This is a genomic window from Paenibacillus pseudetheri, assembly GCF_924513355.1.
Lineage (GTDB): Bacteria > Bacillota > Bacilli > Paenibacillales > Paenibacillaceae > Paenibacillus_AQ > Paenibacillus_AQ pseudetheri.
The window spans coordinates 89,462-109,709 of sequence record NZ_CAKMAB010000018.1; the positions used below are offsets into that span (position 1 = coordinate 89,462).

A 20,248-nucleotide genomic window follows, 5' to 3' on the forward strand; every position below is an offset into this window, starting at 1 on the left:
AGGATTTCCAATTCACAACGAATTAACAGTATATCAAATTAATTTTAAACTGGTGGGAGATCTAATATGCTGTATGTAAAGGATATTTTACTACAATTACTATTTGCCCTAACCCCTTTTGTCCTTTATACCATTTACTATCGTGACAAAGCCGAAAACTATTCAAAACAATTTATTACGATCACCTGTATGATCTGCCTTTTTATGTCGATGACCTTTCCTGCTAGTGTACAAAAAGGAATCATATTTGACGTTCGTTACGTGATCATGTTTTTCGGTATGGTGTATGGCGGCATAACTACTGGAGTTGTTCTACTTGTTGAATTTTTAATATACCGTCTGCTTATTGGTGGACAAGGAATATTTTCAGCGGTCATTATTCTCTCCATTACTTTTAGCTTATCTGCTTTGTTATCCATCCTATACCGGCGTTGTTCTGAATACCGAAAACTTGTTACATTCATTGCAGGGATAAGCTTTTCCCTCATTCCTATAGGTACTATGCTTGCAACGGAATACCATTATACGATCCAGAATTTAAATTTCAACATCCTCGTTATGCCAGTACAAAATTCCCTCGGAATTTGGATTTTGATTTCCCTTTTTAATAAAGCTGTTTCTGATAAGGAACTGTACCTGAGGTATCTTCAAAGTGAAAAATCTGAAACGATTGCTCATGTCGCAGCCTCTTTAGCCCATGAAGTCCGTAATCCACTTACAGCCGTTATGGGGTTTTTAAAATTACTGAAGGATGATTCTATCACAAAAGAAAAGAGTCAGAAATATATTGATATTTGCCTTGAAGAGATTAAACGGACAGAAGTTATTCTTTCTGAATATCTATCGATAGCTAAACCAAACCATTCTATGGTAGAGAAAATTGAACTTGTGCAACAGATCTACGCGATTATAGATATCATCACTCCTTACGCCAATATGAATAACGTTACTTTAGAGATACAACATTTAGAAGATCAACTATATGTATCTGCAAATCCTACTGAAATCAAACAACTATTCATTAATTTCATCAAAAACGCGATAGAAGCTTGCGCTGTTCTTCCTTCAGGGAATGTAAACATCTGTATCGAGCGGCAATCGAAATTTGCAAAAATAGCAATAATAGATAACGGGGTTGGCATGAGCATCGAGCAAATGGATCGATTGGGAAGCATTTATTTTTCAACTAAAAGTAAAGGAACAGGATTGGGACTTACGCTTTCTTATCAATTAATCCGTTCGATGAACGGTGATGTCACTGTACGAAGTAAATCAGGGGAAGGTACACAATTCATTCTCACGCTTCCTTTATTCGACTGAGTTTTACAACGAGACAAAAAAACTCGGCTCAAACTTACGTTTGAACCGAGCCTATTTAATATTTCACTTAATTCATCAACTTCAAATATTGCAAAATCTGTTTAATCATCACCGCAGCCTCAGCGCGTGTTGCTACGTCTTGCGGAGCAAAAGTTGTTTCTGTTTTACCTTTGATTAATCCTTTCTCTGCTGCTTCTGTTACTGCATTGCTAGCATAATCAGAAATACTGGCTTGATCGGCAAATGGAGTGCGAAATTGAGCTTCCGTACAAAGATCCTTGAACGAGCTGAACAGCGTTCATGATCATGACGATCATTTGCTCTCTGGTAATGACTGTATCCGGGCTGAATTTCCCTTCGCCTACGCCTTGAACCAAACCTAACTTCGCTGCAGTGTTCACTCCTGGCGCAAACGTCCGATCCGCCATTCCATTAATGATCAGCTTGGAGGCTAGGGTCTCAGGATCCTTTTGAGCCCAGTGTCCAGCCATATCATCGAATGTTTTCTTGTTATGAACGATGGTGTATAGACCATTTGCTTGACCGAATATTGTGACTTCAGTCTTGCCGTCCTTCATAGTGAAGACCGATGGAACGAATTATGACACGTGTCATAAACGGATTTCCGAAACGTTGAAGTTCCTCCTCTTTATCATTCGATTTAAGAATGACTTTGTACGTGATGATGTCGCTTACTCGCTTCATTCCTTTTTCTACTATGGATTGTTCAAACTTCTTCTCCTGCTGTGAAGTCACATCCCAATGAGAACCCTCTTGTCCCCCACCAAATCCCCAGTAATTCGTATTAGGTCCGCTAACCGTCATATAATACGGCGCAGAATTTGAGAACGCTTCCAGAATATTGGCGCATCGTATTATAAGCAGGATTCTCTCCGCCGCCTATATTATATCTAGCAATATTAAAATTTAATCCATCTGGGGAATATAGTGCATCAACCATTGCATTTTTGACTTTATCGTTCCAACCTCCAGTGATATTACCGAACCAGGCAAGAGAGGTTCTCCATCCTTCCCAAGGTTGCTGCATATGGTTTGGATCTAATTTAATCGTAGTATTCGCTGCATTTACTTTCTGACCTGTTAGACCCAAAAACATAGGTAAGACCAAAGAAATAGAAAGAAAAGAAAGAAATAACCTTCGTTTAACTGTAGTAATCATCCAGATTACCCCCTTCTACATAAAATGATCATGTAACCACTTCTCTTTTAGCAGCCTCCATCATTATGAATACATCATTTTCTAGATTTTAAACACCTCCTCTATAAAATGTAACCGATTACAATTATGTATTTTATAACTATTCCATGATCCACAAATAGGATTTGGTTGCCCCAACCTTACAATTGGGGCAACCGTTATCCGTCTCAAATTAAGCTCTGCGAATTGTAAATTCAAAATCCATATCTACTGAAGGATCAATTAGATATTCATCAAGAACTGGTGCTCCCCAGCTGTCATCACCGCCAACGCCCATTTGACGACCGGCAATCGTAACAACGGTATGATGAATGTTCGGCAGCTCATAATGATGCGTCGCATTCTCCAGCTCCATTGCCGAATAGGGTGATATATTGGCTTCCACAGGAGCTGAGGCTGGTGCGGATATTATAATGCCTTGGCCAAGATCGTTGGTTATGGATACCTCGCGCACACCTGTACGATTACCCGATTCCTGTGGTACCAGATATGAAGATACATTATCTGCTGCTTGATTGCTGAAGCGGCATAATCTTGCACCAAATGCACGGTCGATATAATTCTCTTCCGGTCCATTCGCATACCAATTCAGCTGGTAGTAATCCGCTGGCACCTTGAAGGTTAAAGCGAAGAGTGGAAGCTTCGGTAAACCCGTCTCTCCATGGTAGCTTGATTTAACCTTTATGCTTCCATCGGAGAAAACCGTGTAAGTTACACTTACTCGTACTCCCTCTGACACACTCAGTTTATACACATAAGTCATAGTCGCTCGGTCTTCTTCTTCCATGAGTTCTAAGCTTAACGTTCTTCGGCTCAAACTTGCAGCATACCAAGAGGATGAGTCGAAATGCATTCCCGCCCCCTTGTCGTTGTCTGTCATCGCTCTCCAGAAGAGCGGTGCCGGCGGCGAAGAGATCATTTCTCGTCCTGAATATTTGACGGATATTAATGTACCAGCCTGCTTTGAGAACATAATGGAGAAGTCACGACCATGAACGCCAATATTTACATCCCCTTCAACTACGCGAAAATCATTCACAGTAGTGGTTACCTTAGGATGTGTTTGAGTCTCATCTTCTGACTTGTTCTCCATTTGAAATACATACTGTCCAAAAGCGATTTCAAAACCAGCGTTCGCCCATATCGAATCTTCCTTGAGTACAAGAGAAACATCTAAACTATATTCACCTGACTGATTCCTAATATCAGGAAAATCAAGTTCTACATATCTTTCCTCTCCGGGCTTAATCTGGGCGAAAACAATGCCACGATGGAATTCCCTGCCCTCATAATTCAGGCAATAGTTCAATTTATAAGCATCCAAGCCAACAAATAAGTTCTCATTTCTAATAGTAACACCATGGCAATCGGGGAACAGTTTGACGTTCTGATACAGAAATTTCACTTCCTGCATTTTCGGAGACCATCTACGATCCGCATAAACAATTCCGTTTCCGGAGAAGTTGTAATCGGTTGAACGGTCATCAAAGTCTCCACCATAAGCCATGTAGGGCTTGCCATATCGATCATTTTTTACGATAACCTGATCCATGAAGTCCCAGATGAATCCGCCTTGGTACATTGGATACTTCTGCTCTAGCTCTGTGTATTTATGCAATCCTCCGACGGAATTACCCATCGCATGCATATATTCACAACTAATATATGGCTTTAATGGATTCTCTTTTAAATACAATTCGATATCTGCTGCCTTCGCATACATCCGGCTCTCCATATCACTCGAATCATCAAATTCGCGGTTATGGAACACTCCTTCATAATGAACCAAACGGGTAGAGTCCTTCTCACGAAAATAATTCGCTACATTCAGAATGACTTCACCTGCAAAAGACTCATTGCCACAGGACCAAATCAGAATCGAAGGATGGTTCTTATCTCTCTCTACCATAGAAGTCGCACGATCCATTACGATATCTTGCCATTCAGGTTTACTACCTGGTATGTTCCAAGACGGTTCTACAGCCCCCATTTTCTGCCATGATCCATGCGACTCTAAATTCATCTCGTCAATAACATACACACCGTATTCATCACACAACTCGTACCAGAGTGTTTCATTCGGATAGTGCGACGTCCGTACTGCGTTGATATTCGCTTGTTTCAAAGTCTTTATATCCCATAACATATCTTCTTTCGTAATGCTGCGACCGAAGCGGGAATTAAACTCGTGCCGGTTAACACCTTTGAATACAATACGTTTACCATTCAAGTGCATAATCTTATCTATCATCTCGAATTTTCGAAAACCAACCTTTTGTGGCACGACTTCCACAAGATCTCCGGCTGCGTTGTAGACAGATACATAAAGGGTATACAAACTAGGATCTTCTGCGCTCCAAAGATGAACCTTTGATGCCTCAAGCTCCAGTGAAACGGAATCGCCTGAAACTCCAGTCTCACTACGAACTACAAGATTCCCTGCTTTATCCATAAGTTCTAGGACCACTTTCGAAGCTGGCCTACCCATCAATTGCAAAACAGCTTTCAGCGTTCCCTGCTCAAATTGTTCATCCAGATTGGTCTGAACATGGAGATCCTGCACGTGAACATCAGGCACAGTATATAGATACACATCACGAAAGATTCCAGAGAAGCGCCAGAAGTCCTGATCCTCCAGCCAACTCCCGGTACTACGCTGATAGACCTCAACCGCCAGCTTATTCTCACCTTCCGTCAAGTACGGTGTCAGATCAAATTCACTCGGTGTAAAGCTATCTTCGCTATAACCAACAAACGCCCCATTTAGCCATATATAAAAAGCGCTTTCTACTCCTTGAAAAGAGATATACAGTGGACGTTGCTTCCAGCCCGCAGGCACTTCAAAATATTTAACATAGCTGCCTACAGGATTGTGATCCTCGGATATCACCGGAGGTCTTAGATGCTCATGACCATCCCACGGATACATCGTATTCACGTACTGAGGCTGCCCAAAACCCTGAAGCTGGATATGTCCAGGAACCTCAATATCATCCCACCCTCTACAGGACACGTTCTCCTTATAAAAATGCGCCTGTCGTTCCATAGCATTGTGGGCGTAGCTAAATTTCCAGCTTCCGTTCAGGCTATAGCGCCAACGCATTTCTCCAAGCCATTCAGCTTCAAGTTTCGTCTCGTAATACCGATGATCGGAGTGCGCGTGTATTCTGCCTATTGCATAAATGGAAGGATCCGACAACCATTCCAGACTTGGAGCGATGCCCCGTTCAACCTGCTGCTTCATCTAATTTTCCTCCTTCTGCTTTAAAATGATCGCTAACTTATTTAACTGAACCCGTCATCCCAGCCACAAATTGCTTTTGCATCATGAAGAAGACAAGTGCAGTCGGCAGAGTCGTAATGACAATCGCGGACATGATCAGGCCATAGTCAGGCGCATAACCCGATCCAAGATTTGAGATTAAGAGTGGCACGGTCATATTTTCTTGTGATTGCAATACTATCAAAGGCCACAGATAATTGTTCCAGCTGTTTAAGAATGTGATAATCGCAGCGGCAGCGTAGGTTGATTTCATCGTCGGCATATAGATACGGAAGAATAAACCAAATTCTGAAAGACCATCGATGCGACCAGCCTCCATCATTTCCTTAGGAAACATTTTTGTATTTTGACGGAAAAAGAAAATTAGAAATGCTGTTGTAAATGTTGGCAGAATAACTGCTGCTGCTGTATCAATGCCAAGAAATGGGACAACGCTTGATACTTTGGCGAACATTTGAAATAGAGGTACCATGATCGCTGCAAACGGAATCATCATTGAAGCTAGCAAAATATTAAATACGATATCTTTACTCCGGCTGCGGTACATTTCAAAACCATATCCAGCCGCCGATGCTACCAGCAATGAAAGCACAGTAGTCACCACTGAGATTTTTGCGGAGTTCCAAAGGGCTTGCCACATATCCACAGAATTGAACAGATTGTCAATATTTTTAAAGAGATGCGCACCCGGTAGTAATGTCCCTTTAGTTACATCAACCGACTGATTCGTGGCACTAATAACCATCCAGATAAATGGAAAGATAGAGATCAGCGCAGCGATGATTAGAAACAGGTAAGTAAACATGCGTTTAGTTTTCATTATCTCTTGTCTCCTCCTACTTTGTTCTGAATTAGCGTCAGAATGAGTACCATTACAACAATCGAGTAGGAGACGGTTGCAGCGTATCCAAAGTCAGGTGTGTATTCAAAAGAAAGGTTATAAATATATTGGGAAATCGACATGGTTGCATTGCCGGGTCCACCTTTCGTGATGTTAACCACCTCATCAAACAACTGAAGGGTTCCAATGGTCGATGTTATCGTCGTAAACAAAATAATCGGTTTTAATAGCGGAATTGTAATTTTGAAAAATTGAGTAAATGCACTGGCGCCATCAATGTGAGCTGCTTCATAAATAGATTTGTCTACATTTTGCAGGGATGATAAATAGAAAATCATATTATAGCCAGTAAAGCGCCAAGTGATGGCAATGATGATCGTAACTTTGGCCCAGAAGGGGTCCGTAATCCATTGAATTGGTTCGCTGATTAGATGCAGATTCACTAGAGATTTATTGATGATTCCTTCGGCTCCAAACATGTACTTGAAAACAACGGAGTACGCTACAAGTGAGGTTACCGTTGGCAGAAATATGGCCGTTCTGAAAAAACCCTTAAATTTCAGTCTTTCATCATTTAGAAGGACGGCGATAAAGAGCGCCAGTACCAGCATCACTGGGACTTGAATAATCAAGTAAATAAATGTGTTTTTAACTGCTGTAAGGAACGTGGTATCGCTAAACAATCGAATATAGTTATCAAACCCGGTAAAATGAAGATTGCTTCCTCTGCCCGTCTTAAAAGATAGAATTAAAGCTTGAATCATTGGATAAAAATAGAAAACACTGATCATAATGACCGGTACAAGAACGAATAACCAGCCTGTCAGATGGATCTGCCGTGATCCTTTTGAGCTCTTATGTTTTTGCGGGCTTAGCCCTGTCTTTATAGTTTCCACTCCACTCCGCACCCTTCTGTCTTATATATTAGAGATAAAAGCCCCTGCTACCTATCCTTCTGTAGAAATCCAATTTACAGGAGAAGAAGGAGCAAGGGCATCGGTTGTATAGCCTAAGTGCGATTATCGAATTTGAGTGTCCGCTTGCTTCTGCGCATCTTTCAGAACAGTATCTACATCTTTGCCACCTAGAAAAGATTGTACTGCTACAACCATAATGTCCTCGATTGCGTAAGTGTTCATGCCATAGTTGACATTAGGAATTTGCTCGGTCCATGCTGCAAAATCTGATACGACCTTTTGGCCTTTGAAAAATTCATCCGCAGCGGAGTAAGCTTCACCGCTCGCCGCAGCTTTCAAGGTGCCGATAACACCAACTTTTGTATTCAACGTCTGATACAGTTCAGCATCAGAGGCAAAAGTCTTAGATAGGAACTCAGCTGCTGCTTCTTTACCCTCTACATTCATTACGTACCAGGAACTGCCTCCAAGGTTGGATGCGTGAACAGAGCCTTCTGTTGTTCCTAACTTAGGTAGTGGAGCTACTGCCCATTTACCAGATTGGGAAGCTTCGGCTTTAATCGAAGGTGTAATCCAGTTACCTGTAGGTACACTAGCCACTTCACCACCATTGAATGCACCTACAAACTGGCTCCAGTCTGAAATTACTTTTACGATACCGGAATCCATCATTTCTTTGTACATTACAAGTGCCTCTTTCAAAGCAGGGTTGCTTTCTATGGTCGGAGTCTGACCATCATCTCCGGTATACCATGCGCCCGCCGATTGGATCATCACTCGGATAAGTCCAAGATCGTTCGGATCAAGTGTTAGCATGCTTTTGCCGGTTTTCTCTTTTACAGCTTTACCGATCTCGATATATTGCTTCCAGTCGATATCCTGTAAGGCATCCAGGCTGTAGCCTGCTTGCTCGAGATAGTCTGTCCGTACATACATTCCAGTTACGCCAGAGTCAAACGGAACACCGTATTGTTTGCCGTCAACACTGGTAGGGCCAATCTTATAATCCGCAAAGTCAGCAGCCTTTACAACATCCGTCAATTCATAAAAAGAATCCGGATACGCTTGTAAGAAGCTCTGGGCACGGTAATCTTCGATCAATACAATGTTAGGCAGACCCTTCGTGGAACCAGAATTTAGCCCCGTATTCAGCTTTTGAACGATATCAGCCTGCGCGTTCTCAACGACGTTAACCGTTACGTCCGGATTAACTTTCGCATACGCATCTTTGGCAACATTCATAGCGGCAATGTTAAACGCCGGGTCCCAAGCCCAAACTGTAATCTCTTTTGGCTTGCTGCTACCTTCGGCTCCGGAGTTACCAGGGTTGCTCGTTTCATTTTTCGTTCCACCTGTGGAACATGCCGACAGTAGAACCACACTAGCTAGCATTACGGATAATAATTTTTTCACTACGTAAACCCCCTTGATAGTCTGAAAAATAATAAAGATGGAAGCGTTTTCTCTGCTACGCCTCCATCTTATCATTTTGTATTCGTTTTCTTTGGCAGTATCTTTGTTAGCTTTGGTGATATTATTGGGTCCTATTTTGATTCTCATTTCGATTCTGGTACTATTTTTAGATTCATGTAAAATTTTTAGTTTTTTAACAATGGAAGTGTAACAACGATTTGTGTACCTTCATTCCGTTTGCTTGTAATATTAATCCCGTATCTCTCACCGTATAACAATTTGATTCTGTCATCCACATTTCGTATACCGATCCCGGAAAACAGTTGGCGTTTGTGCTTCGAAGTTGGTAGCTGCTCCTCTTCCAGCAAATTCGGGTCAAGATCCATTCCATCACCGTTATCTACAACTTCACATACAAGCCCATCTTCCTGCACGGAAATCATGATGAGAATTCTTCCCTCATCTTTAAGGTTGAATGCATGAAAGAATGCATTTTCGATAAAAGGTTGAAGAATTAGCTTCGGCATATGATAATCCAAGCTCTCTGGCTCCACAAAGTAATTCACACGGATCTTTTCACCATACCTCACGTGATTGATATACACATAATGCTTCAAAGACTCCAATTCTTGACTGACAGGAATGGTAGAATGAACATCGCTTACTGTATTTTGCAAGAGTGAGATTAGTGAATTTATCGTTCCAGCTGCTTTTTCCTTATTGCCCTGCTGTACCAGAAATTTGATCGAAGCCAGCGTATTATATAAAAAATGTGGGTTAATCTGCATTTGGAGTGCCGCCAGCTCCGCATTACGTTGTTGCTTCTGAGTCTCCATCAGCTTATCAACATAATCATGAAGTGAATCCAGCATAAAATTGAAGGCGTTACCTAACTCCTTAACTTCATAACTACTATTAGTGACATCTACATGATTATCGAACTCGCCCGTAGGAATACTCGACATCTGCTTAACGAGAACACGCAAAGACTTCGTCATTTTTCGGGTAATCAAAAAAACAATAATGAGCGATATTGCCACGATAGCCATGATTGTCAACGTCACCGCTTTGGCATTCACCATCTGTCCGGTCACGGCGTTCTTATCAATTAGGTTCACCATATAAAAATCAAATTCAGGTAAGTATTCCGAGAAAACAATTCGTTCATTCCCCATCACATAGGTAGAATCGCCATCTTTACCTCCATCCTCTACTTCTTGCAGCAGCTTTTTATCGCGGAGCCCAATCATTTCTGTCTTGCTGCTGGATACAATTAATCCCTTCTTATTCAACAACACGACGTCATTACCTTCACTCGTAAAGTTAGCGTAAAAGGGCTTGAAATCTCGATCTCGAATGGCTACGTACATGGTGCCATAGATTCTTCCGGTCGAATGATCAAATAATGCTTTGGAAGCCACCAGCATAGGCTCCTTTACGTTCTCTTTATTTTCCCTTAGATCGAGCTGGTACAGGATTTGATCAGGATGGGATATGGTTTCCTTCGTTATTGGGTGAGCCATTAGTTCATCTGCGGAAATGTCCCAATACCAAGGATCTGTCGAATAACTCCTGCCATTTACGCCCACGATCATGATACCAACATCAACGGCGCTGAGGTTATAGCGGATTGCCCGCATGCCTTCTGTCATGTGATATGTTTTGATCGCAAGATTCACTGCGTCCGTCTCTCCGCTTGATAAATAATTTCGTATTGCCTCATTCTGAGCCATCATCGTTGCGCCAGTAGCAATAATGTTGTTATAAGACTCCAGGTTTGTCTTCATCTGATTCAACAGTTTGCCGTTTGTTATACTAAAGGTCTGTAAAAATAATTTCTCAGACATACTGATCGTAATCGCCAGCGTCAGGAGTGATACGGTTGCGATACTAATGAGCGTCACGAGAAACAGCTTGAGAAATAAGCCCTGCTGTCTGATCTTGTTTACGATATTTCCAATCATGGCTGCACTACGTCCCGTCTTCGGTACCGGCTCGGAGAAATACCAGTTTGTTTTTTAAATACCTTGGTGAAATAACTTTGATCTGAGTAACCCACGCTTGCGCTAATATCGGAAATTGATTTCTCTGTTATCTCGAGCAGCTCCATAGCTTTTTCCACCCGTACTTTGTTCAGGTACTCACTAAACCCTTCACCATTATGAGCAGTAAAATAACTCGATAAGTAAGAAGCATTGAAGTGGAACTGTCTAGCTACCCCTGTCAGTGTGATCGGATCTGCATAATGATTCTGAATATATTCGAGCAGCTTTGTCATATTAGGGTTAACCGATGAAGTCTTCTCACCAATACTGCGCTCAACTTCTCGAATGAATGCTTCGGTAACAGCAATAGCATCACTTGCATACATCGCTTCATCTATTTTTCGGAAGTAATCGTATTTGGTCTCCTCCAGTCCTCCGATTTCAAACTTCATTTTTCCAAGCGTGGTCGCTACGTTAAATATAAAGTTCCCCAATAGCGATTTAAATTCGAAAATATCAATGCGATAATCCATTGAACGCAGATGGACATATTCAAGAAATTCTGTAAATGCCTTCTGGAATTGCTTACGTCTCAACTGATCCATTAATTCTCCCATGTCAATTTCCTGACACGCTCCCGGAAGACCCGGCAAATGATCATTCTCAATCAGACTTCGTTCCGGTAAATAGAAACTGTATCGTGTAAGCTTCAAGTAATTGTCTCGATAAATCTCACCAAGTCTCTCAAAGTCCGCGAAGCTCTGACTGATAATAAAATGTGTTTCTCTCACACGATGTTCTATTTCCGAGATCAGATTACGGAGTTCAATCATAAGCTCGTCCCAATGTTCTGGATTAACGTTAAGCAAATAAATGACCGAGTCGTTAACAAACTTTAGTCGAATAAACACAACATCATCCAAAGCTAACTTTTGAATTCCTCTCTCGATTTCATTTGCGAACGTTAACTTATCACCAGAATCTTTAATATGCTTTATATCTGCTCCGAAAAATGCGAATTTTTCATGTAGAAACTTGGAATGAAGAAAAGCAGGTTCTAGCACTGACTCATATCCCGTCATGAGCTTCTCGATCGCGGACAAAAGCTGCTTTTCCTCTGGATCGGCCCCTGGATCGCTCATCTTCATCCCTGCCATTTTAGCTGTAGTTTTATTTAGGATGGACAACAGATAATCGGCTTCCAGCTTCGGCTTCAGGATGTAATCTGCTACCCCACTCTGAAATGTGGAACGGACATAATCGTATTCACTGAAGCTGCTTAAGACAATTACTTCAATGTGTGGGTACTTCTCCTTAACGATCTTGACTAACTTCTCCCCGCCCATCATTGGCATTACGATATCCGTAATAATAATATGAGGATTCAGCTCATCCATCATACTCAGTGCTTCAACACCGTTAGAAGCCTCACCAACGATTCGATACCCTTCTTGTTCCCAATCCAAAAGATGTTTAATTCCCTGTCTAACCAGCATCTCGTCATCCACAATCATAATCTTAAATATTGGTTTCATATCTGCCCCCTTGCAGCTGTTCAACCTGTTATTATGTTCATTCACTGATTGAACAAATTTAAAAAGTCATACAAATGATCAGAACGCCGTTCCTTCATACTATCGAAGTATTGGATGTAACCGTTTTCTATTTATCTGTTACTGTTCAATCCATCCGACTTGGAGCGACCTTCTATACAAATAAAGCCTTGAGACTTACTTAATTTTGTTTAAACCAAATAATAGTCCTCACCAACAATTATGGTCAAGTCCTCATTTTCAAATCAAATTCCAAATATAAGTTAATTATTTTGATTTACAATAATGATATATCGTTTTACAATAAATTAATGTTGATTAACAAGTAAAACTTGTGTATTATATGGTTATCAAGCAAAGGAGAATATCATATGAAAAAAAATATCTATTAGCTGCTTCGCCATTATTATTAAGCATCATCAGTTTAGTGATCTCACGTATGGTGGGTTCAAGTGTAGGACCCGATGGAATCTTGCATGAACCAGCCTTTTTCTTAGTTCCGCTTAGTTACCTATTTTTATTCTGCAGTATTATTGCTTTCCTATTCATAGGGTTCGGTTCAGTCCTCCATAAAAGAAAAAAGATTTTGTAATAGCCATGAGTTGGAAATTAACTTTAACTTTTATAGTGAAAAGAAAGAAGCCGCGAAAATTCGCGGCCTCTCTTCTACATCGTGTTCATTTCAATATGACATGGACTTTATGAACTCAACTTCTGCTGGAGTAAAACAGCCAGCTCTTCGGCTGTATCCCAAACGATTGGACGGATATTTTTCACTTGTACGAAAAGATCATTAGCATCGCTGCTGTTCACAGTCCAAGTCACTGGAATGTTCAACCCGAGCGCATATCCTGCAGTAAAATACACTTCAGGGGATTGGCCGGTTAAATCAGCGATAATCAGTTTACTCTCCTCTATAAGCTCTAAGGAATACGGTTCACGGTTTTGCGTTGTCGTATGCCTTAGTAACCGTGGTATATAACCAAACTGCTCGATTTTAGGAAGCAGCTTTTCCACCCACTCCGTGTGCAAATCCTCCGCATCCGACATTAGAACGATACAGGGTTTTAACTTTTTGCCTCCTGCGATTGCCGCAGCTTCATTCCATCCCTCGTTCGTCAGCTTAAAGGTCATGCCTTCCCTGATCATAAACTGCTCGTTAATCAGCTTATCTATGATATATACCAGTTCTTGCAGATTAGGCGAATACGTCAGGTTATAGCTACTGGAGAGTGGTTGAATAACAACGGATTCCCCAGGGGCTTCAGAATGTCTGTATAAGTATTGCAATAAACGGTTTCCTTTATCTTCAATCGTCACTGGAATCTTCGAGGAATTTACAATGGATTCTAAATCGTCGGCCGATAGACTGACCTTCTCTCCACGATCTGTCAGCTCCCGTATATAAGCCGATATCACATGAAACATATCGCGTTTCTTTGGATGCGCGAGAGAATTTATAGGCTCATAGCTGTCTCTCAATAAGTTATAGAACCCGTCAGGAGAACAATTACAGCCTAAAAATCTATCGTAATCACCTTCCGATGTAATGGATACCATCTCATCACAGAACAAGCAGTATTTCTTAATCATTACAACTCATCACCTCTTATTCATTGATATCCCCTTACCTTACCAAGAATATCTTAAAAAGTAGACAAGAAGATATTTCCTTTAGTTGTCTGTAACCTCTCCTAAATCATGTTACAAAGGCAAATCTTTTCCCTTAAAGACACGTATGCCTATCGCGTAAAGTACAATTCCGATTACACCTAGGAGAGTAAATTGAATCCAATAATCACCGTTATTTATGATTGCATCCGTATCAAATAGTGTATTCAGTGAGATGTACTTAAATCCCTCCAGACTGCTATCCACCTTCCCCATCAATTCAAAGAGAAAGAAAGCAAGTGGGATACCTGCACCAAAAGCGAGTGAGTTTTTCGACAAATTGAAGATACAAGAAAATAAGAATGAAATACTGCTGGTTGCAAACATTAAGAGAAACAAACCTAGATTGAGGATAAGCAAATCCAAAATATTAAAATCAATATCGTTTTGGAAAGCTTGAACAGATACTACCCCTACGATGGATAAAATCGTAAACATTGCAATAAGTGATGATACTAAATAGATGGCCTGTGTTCTGACTACTGTACTTCTTTTTATAGGCGTTGAAAGCAAGTAAGCCATGGAGCCTCTGTCCACCTGCGATGCGATTAGACTATTAGCGGTCATAATCACAAAGATCAGTGGCAGAATAACACCCTGCACCGAGTAAAAAGTTTGAGAGAGTATGCCAAGGAAAGTGGTTGATCCTAACATGTTCGCTAGGGGTGTATCCTTCACCATATCTGACATACTGGATAAAGTTTTTGGATCGAATACGGCAATAAGTACGCCACTAAAAACACTCATGATTATCGTGAAAATAAACCATAACTTAAAATTGGCTTTTAAGGTTTGTTTAAAAATCGTTTTACTAAACATTAGTTTCTCCTCCTTTAGTAAAGACTTCTGAAGTATTTTTCGAGTGTGTACTTGTTCTCAGTGATAAACTTGATTTCATACCCTTTAAGCACTTTGAAGAGTGTATTGATCTGACGATCATGTATATTTACAATGACTTGATTGTGACTTTCGCGTTGATTTGCACAATCAAAAGGTTCTTTTAAAAAGCGTTGGTAGTCCTCATGCGAAGTAAACTCTATCTTGTAAGTTTTCTCTTCATTGTGTTTGACCTCACGGGTTGATTTCACAGCAATAATTTGACCATCTTTAATAAGAGCAACCTTGTCACACGTATGTTCAACTTCTTCAAACATATGACTCGACATAAATATCGTTTTTCCCTTTTTCTTTTCATCGTTTATTATATCTACAAATTCAGCTCTCATCAGAGGGTCAAGTCCTGTTGTTGGTTCATCCAGAATCAGAATATCAGGATCAGCCATTAATGTAGCGACAATTGCAGTCTTTTGCTTCATACCCTTAGACATTCTTTTCAAGTTAGCTGTTGGATCTAGTTGGAGTTTCTCTATGATTGTATTTGCATAAGTCATGTCTTTGAGTCCTAACAGCTCAGCCTGCTGTTTTAGGAATTCCGTTCCAGTTGGAGCATCGGGAAACGCTATCTCACCAGGCGTATATCCAATCATTTTCTTTATCTCAGCAGAGTCTTCCCAGCAGTCCATTCCGCTTATCCTTACACTTCCGATCTGTGGCTTTAAAAAACCCATCAAGTGACGAATCACTGTGGTTTTACCTGCTCCATTTGTGCCTACAAAGCCAAACACTTCACCTTTTTCAATCGAGAGATTGATGTTAAAAATGCCTCGACCTTGGCCATAATCTTTTGTCAAATTATTGATTTCTATTAATGGCATTATGATAGGCACCTCCCTCTGAAATAGAGTTTCGATCATAGAACTTCATAAAGTAATCCTCAAGCGTAAACTTAATCTCAGAGAAAAACTTCAAATCATAGTCGGATATCGTGCGTATGAAAATGTTGATGTCGTTATCATTCACTCGTATTTCCGCTTGATTGTTATGCGCTTTTAGAGAAGTTACCTCAATGTTTTGTAGCGACCGAACCTCAAGACTAAAACGTTTAAACTCTTCTTTGGAGTTGAACTCAAATTCAAAGGATTTGCTCTCATTGTGACGAAGCTCATCGGCTATAAAGGTTGAAATTAACCTTCCATCTTTGATCATTGATATTTTGTCACAGGTAGCGTCAATCTCATTAAAGATATGGCTCGACAGTAAAATTGTTTTCCCTTTTTCTTTTTCCTCTTTGATGAAATCAATAAATACATTTTGCATGATAGGATCAAGACCGCTTGTAGGCTCATCGAGAACAAGTACGGCAGGATTATGCATAAAAGCTGTTACAATCGCGAGTTTCCGCTTCATCCCTAAAGACATACGTTTTAAACTTCCCGCAGGATCAAGCTCGAATTTTGAAATCAAATAATTGGTATGAGTCATATCATTTAGGCCACGTAAATCAGCCATCATCTTAATAAACTGCGTACCCGTCAGTGTTTCAGGCAAGGCAATTTCCCCGGGCAAATACCCTAGATTCTTCTGAATTTCACTGGCACTCTCCCAGCTATTCAATCCATTAACTAAGGTGTATCCCATCTGAGGACGAGAAAATCCCATGATATGGCGAATCGTTGTCGTTTTACCCGCTCCGTTCGGTCCTAAAAATCCGTAAACTTCACCTTTCTCAACTTGGAATGAAACATCGAACACACCACGCTGATGACCATAATCTTTTGTTAAATGCTCAATGTGCAATACTGCCATATAAATACTCCTTTCTGAGCAAATGAAATATTAGGATGAGACTTCAGATAAAGGATTCCTTATTCCATCCATAACGAAATGAACAAAATTTTCGACTTCTTCATCACTGATTGAGTAGTTCTCGAACAATACAAATCGAGATACAAAGAAGCTTCCACAAACCGTCATTAAATAAATCAAAACCTGATCCGTAGGTTTATCTTTTAGTTCTCCGCGCAGCTTGAATTCTTCTACTACACGAGAAATTTGTAGCGAGATATTTTTGATGAAATGTGGGGCTATTTCTTTTTTAAGCTCATCCTTATAGATGATCTCCTTCACAAAAACTCGAAATATTTCTTTATTCCTATCAAAAAACTCAATTCTATTCTTCAAAAATCCCGTTAAAAATTGCTCGAACGTCTTCGTATCCTCCGTTAAGACTTCACTAAAAACCTCAGTTGCCATAGTGGGTAAAGAATCTTTCACAAATGGCAGAATAATCGAGAGCAAAAGCTTATCTTTTGTTCCGTAATGTTTAAAGATCGTCCCTTCCGATACTTTTGCCAATTTAGCTATTTCAGCCGTAGAAGTATTCGCAAAACCTTTATCAGCGAACAACTTAATCGCTATTTCAATTATCTTTTTTTGTTTTTCTGTTTTTGTCTTTTGAGCAGCAATTAGTGAGTTGAATAGATCTTGGGTCATTTTTTTACTCCTTTTTTAGAGTCTATCGATAAAGTGAGTGATTACTCACTCGAATATACACCGCAAAAGTTTGAGAGTCAACAAAAAAGTGAGTGATCACTCACTTTTAACTTTAATGACCTTCCAATCAATGGTTCATACATTCGTTATCCTCCGGTGCTCGGTATTAATTAAAACCAATAATTGGGTGCGGTGTATAGGGTTCTTCTAAGAACGTAATTTCTTGAGCTGTTAACGTAATGGATAACGCTCCTACAGCATCTTCGAGATGTGATATTTTCGTAGCACCAATGATTGGAGCAGTAATCGGTTCTTTCTGTAGCAACCATGCAAGGGCAATATGAATCCGCGGAACACCATGTTTTCCGGCAATCGCAGCCACCCGCTCCACAACTAAATGATCAGCTTCTGTAGTTCCGTCATATTTGGATTTTTGGATTTGATCGGTCTCTGAACGATGGGTTGATACTGTCCAATCGCGAGTTAATCTACCGGAGGCCAACGGGCTATACGGGATAACGCCGATTTTTTCTTCCTTACAAAGTGGCAACATCTCGCGCTCTTCTTCACGGTAGATAAGGTTGAGGTGATTCTGCATGGATACAAATCGGGTCCAACCATTCTTCTCCGCTACATATAAAGCTTTCTGAAATTGCCAAGTATACATAGCAGAAGCACCGATATATCTTGCTTTACCCGCCTTAACCACGTCATGAAGTGCCTCCATCGTTTCCTCGATGGGTGTGTGATAATCCCAGCGATGGATCTGGTATAAATCCACATAGTCTGTTCCCAATCTTTTAAGACTTTTATCGATTTCACTCATAATTGCTTTGCGGGAAAGCCCAGCACCATTGGGTCCCTCATGCATACGATTATAAACTTTAGTCGCGAGGACCATTTCATCTCGATTGGCATAATCCTTGAGTGCTCGTCCAAGAATCTCCTCACTCGTTCCGTCAGAATACACATTAGCTGTATCAAAAAAATTAATTCCGAGCTCTAGAGCTTTTTTTATGATCAGCCGACTCTGCTCCTCATCAAGCACCCACTGATGGATCCAACGTTCCGGTTGAGACCTTGTTAGAAAGAAATTTATAGCTATCATATTGGAAATTGAAAAAAAGCACCGTCTGAAAATTCTTCAGGCGGTGCTTTTTTATACTAAGGAGACTCGTAAAAGCCAGAACGTTGGTGTAAGCATTCACTGGAAGTAAATCTAACATCCTCCCAGGAGGGATGGACCTTATTTTCGCTAATTCTTCGTTCTCACATCCTCTATAACACCATTCCAATTCATTCTAAAGTCCAAATGTGATAAATCTTTCGTCATAATCCCATGATCCACAATGCTCGCCATTAGTGTAGGCTGAAGCAAATCCATAAACACTTCGAGCATCATCATAAGTGGTGCTAACACAGACCACACCCAATATGGCCTTAAGTAACTCTTAAGTTTCCACATTCCATCACCTTTTAAGATAAGTATGTGATTTTTGATTTCATCGGTGTTCTTGGCTTAGCATTTGGAACTTCCTCCGGATAACCAATGCCAAATAGTCCAATCACATCGTAATCTTGCGGGACACCTAGAATTTCACGATTATGAGGCAAAGCACCTAAAGAAGCCCAATATGCTCCAACCCCTACTTCATGTGCAGCTAATAAGAAGTTCTGTGCAAAACAAGCGGCAGCCATAACATTCTCGTCACGTTCAAACGCTGTTGCACCAGGTTTAGATAAGATAGCAAGAACGACAGGAGCACTTCCAAAATTCGTCTTATGCTTTAATTTAGCTCTAGTATCAGGCCCGATAAAAAGGAGCTCCCAAGGTTCGTTCATACGATGGTTTGGAGCATAACTAGCTGCTTCCAGCCAATTCAATAAATCATCCTCATGAATCGAATCCGCCTTAAATTGCTTAATACTTCTACGAGTTTTAATAAGATCAATGGTTTTCATTTTTTTGATCATTCTCCTCTTTTTTAATTTCGCAAACAGTCTTATCTTCCGGCGTTACTTCATGAATCTGAAAAATATGGATAAACTCTTCAATGATCGCTTCCGTTGCCTTCAATTCACCGCTAATCACCTGCTTGATCGAATCCAGCTCCGGTGTTTGCAGCTGCCGCTGTAAAGTGGCTCGATTCACATTAAGCTTTTCCAAAAATGCTAGAGCTCTGCCGCGACGAAAAGTTTGAGCACTTTTTGGGGGACCATCCATAGAATCCATCCCATGTCTGCTCGTTTGCTCGCGGTCTCTATGCTCTCCACGTTCTTTGTGTTCCCCATGTTCTCTATCACCGCGTTTTCCGAAATGTCCATCACGCATAGTTACTCCTCCTTTCGTTTGTATACATATGTATACGTTGCGTTTATGTATACAAATGTATACGATCGAATTGAGACTGTCAAGGTTATCATTTTCATGGGACAGATCTAGAGTAAAAGGCTGAACAAATTCAGCCCCTCCTCATCAAACCGTACGTGAGGTTTTCCCTCATACGGCTTTCCGATGTCCGTCACTCATGGGCATGCAGATTACAATAACGTTTTAAGTCCATGCTGTAAGGCGATATATTTAACCTCGGATAGTGAGCCTATCCATCTTCTGCGTTGTCTTTTCTTTGCATACCACCGTGTTAACCGTTGCAAAATATACCAGTCTAGTTTCGCTAACTTCTTTTGGCTATAGTTCGTGTAGTAATAATTT

At 40.6% G+C, this 20,248-nt stretch carries 21 protein-coding genes; 2 read left to right on the forward strand and 19 right to left on the reverse strand.

Annotated elements, in window-relative coordinates:
* Positions 1–66: 66 nt before the first annotated feature.
* Positions 67–1,320, forward strand: coding sequence for an ATP-binding protein (locus tag L1028_RS17425; RefSeq protein WP_234535919.1), 1,254 nt, complete (start codon positions 67–69; stop codon positions 1,318–1,320).
* Positions 1,321–1,387: 67 nt separating this feature from the next.
* On the opposite strand, the gene L1028_RS31715 is transcribed toward L1028_RS17425, so the two are convergent.
* The 10 genes from L1028_RS31715 to L1028_RS17470 form a co-directional block, all read right to left on the reverse strand.
* On the reverse strand, positions 1,388–1,615 hold the full coding sequence (locus L1028_RS31715) for an S-layer homology domain-containing protein (protein ID WP_423803056.1): 228 nt from the start codon (positions 1,613–1,615) through the stop codon (positions 1,388–1,390).
* Positions 1,539–1,898: an S-layer homology domain-containing protein gene (locus tag L1028_RS17430; RefSeq protein ID WP_234535920.1), complete on the reverse strand. Its 360-nt coding sequence runs from the start codon at positions 1,896–1,898 to the stop codon at positions 1,539–1,541. The genes L1028_RS31715 and L1028_RS17430 overlap by 77 nt, the downstream gene beginning before the upstream one ends.
* Positions 1,879–2,145 (reverse strand): hypothetical protein, encoded by a 267-nt coding sequence (locus tag L1028_RS17435; protein ID WP_234535922.1) that lies wholly within the window; start codon positions 2,143–2,145, stop codon positions 1,879–1,881. Before L1028_RS17435 ends, L1028_RS17430 begins: the two co-directional genes overlap by 20 nt.
* Positions 2,135–2,500, reverse strand: coding sequence for a hypothetical protein (locus L1028_RS17440; RefSeq protein ID WP_234535924.1), 366 nt, complete (start codon positions 2,498–2,500; stop codon positions 2,135–2,137). The genes L1028_RS17435 and L1028_RS17440 overlap by 11 nt, the downstream gene beginning before the upstream one ends.
* 211 nt (positions 2,501–2,711) lie before the next feature.
* Entirely contained in the window at positions 2,712–5,783 is a 3,072-nt protein-coding gene (gene lacZ / locus L1028_RS17445) for a beta-galactosidase, LacZ type (RefSeq protein WP_234535926.1), read from the reverse strand.
* 37 nt (positions 5,784–5,820) lie between these two features.
* Entirely contained in the window at positions 5,821–6,642 is an 822-nt protein-coding gene (locus tag L1028_RS17450; protein WP_094868759.1) for a carbohydrate ABC transporter permease, read from the reverse strand.
* Entirely contained in the window at positions 6,642–7,454 is an 813-nt protein-coding gene (locus L1028_RS17455) for a carbohydrate ABC transporter permease (RefSeq protein ID WP_341482559.1), read from the reverse strand. Before L1028_RS17455 ends, L1028_RS17450 begins: the two co-directional genes overlap by 1 nt.
* Before the next feature lie 228 nt (positions 7,455–7,682).
* Entirely contained in the window at positions 7,683–8,993 is a 1,311-nt protein-coding gene (locus L1028_RS17460; protein ID WP_234535937.1) for an ABC transporter substrate-binding protein, read from the reverse strand.
* 185 nt (positions 8,994–9,178) lie between these two features.
* Positions 9,179–10,957, reverse strand: coding sequence for a sensor histidine kinase (locus L1028_RS17465; RefSeq protein ID WP_234535948.1), 1,779 nt, complete (start codon positions 10,955–10,957; stop codon positions 9,179–9,181).
* Complete coding sequence (locus L1028_RS17470) at positions 10,954–12,513, reverse strand: response regulator transcription factor (RefSeq protein WP_234535949.1); 1,560 nt, start codon at positions 12,511–12,513, stop codon at positions 10,954–10,956. The genes L1028_RS17465 and L1028_RS17470 overlap by 4 nt, the downstream gene beginning before the upstream one ends.
* A gap of 361 nt (positions 12,514–12,874) precedes the next feature.
* On the opposite strand from L1028_RS17470, the gene L1028_RS31310 reads away from it, so the two are divergent.
* The gene (locus tag L1028_RS31310) at positions 12,875–13,123 is read left to right on the forward strand and encodes a DUF3955 domain-containing protein (protein ID WP_279306873.1); all 249 of its coding nucleotides are present in this window, start codon (positions 12,875–12,877) and stop codon (positions 13,121–13,123) included.
* 107 nt (positions 13,124–13,230) lie between these two features.
* On the opposite strand, the gene L1028_RS17480 is transcribed toward L1028_RS31310, so the two are convergent.
* From L1028_RS17480 to L1028_RS17520, 9 genes are all read right to left on the reverse strand, one after another.
* Entirely contained in the window at positions 13,231–14,124 is an 894-nt protein-coding gene (locus L1028_RS17480) for a hypothetical protein (RefSeq protein ID WP_234535952.1), read from the reverse strand.
* Positions 14,125–14,235: 111 nt separating this feature from the next.
* Positions 14,236–15,021, reverse strand: a complete 786-nt coding sequence (locus tag L1028_RS17485; protein WP_234535962.1) for an ABC-2 transporter permease — start codon at positions 15,019–15,021, stop codon at positions 14,236–14,238.
* Between the two features lie 14 nt (positions 15,022–15,035).
* The gene (locus tag L1028_RS17490; RefSeq protein ID WP_234535965.1) at positions 15,036–15,917 is read right to left on the reverse strand and encodes an ABC transporter ATP-binding protein; all 882 of its coding nucleotides are present in this window, start codon (positions 15,915–15,917) and stop codon (positions 15,036–15,038) included.
* Positions 15,895–16,848, reverse strand: coding sequence for an ABC transporter ATP-binding protein (locus L1028_RS17495; protein ID WP_234535967.1), 954 nt, complete (start codon positions 16,846–16,848; stop codon positions 15,895–15,897). The genes L1028_RS17490 and L1028_RS17495 overlap by 23 nt, the downstream gene beginning before the upstream one ends.
* A gap of 30 nt (positions 16,849–16,878) precedes the next feature.
* Positions 16,879–17,535, reverse strand: coding sequence for a TetR/AcrR family transcriptional regulator (locus L1028_RS17500; RefSeq protein WP_234535969.1), 657 nt, complete (start codon positions 17,533–17,535; stop codon positions 16,879–16,881).
* 166 nt (positions 17,536–17,701) lie between these two features.
* Complete coding sequence (locus L1028_RS17505; RefSeq protein WP_234535971.1) at positions 17,702–18,643, reverse strand: aldo/keto reductase; 942 nt, start codon at positions 18,641–18,643, stop codon at positions 17,702–17,704.
* Between the two features lie 147 nt (positions 18,644–18,790).
* Positions 18,791–19,000: a hypothetical protein gene (locus L1028_RS17510; protein ID WP_234535989.1), complete on the reverse strand. Its 210-nt coding sequence runs from the start codon at positions 18,998–19,000 to the stop codon at positions 18,791–18,793.
* Positions 19,001–19,011: 11 nt separating this feature from the next.
* Positions 19,012–19,497, reverse strand: a complete 486-nt coding sequence (locus L1028_RS17515) for a nitroreductase family protein (RefSeq protein ID WP_234535974.1) — start codon at positions 19,495–19,497, stop codon at positions 19,012–19,014.
* Entirely contained in the window at positions 19,484–19,867 is a 384-nt protein-coding gene (locus L1028_RS17520; protein WP_234535976.1) for a hypothetical protein, read from the reverse strand. Before L1028_RS17520 ends, L1028_RS17515 begins: the two co-directional genes overlap by 14 nt.
* Between the last annotated feature and the right edge of the window lie 381 nt (positions 19,868–20,248).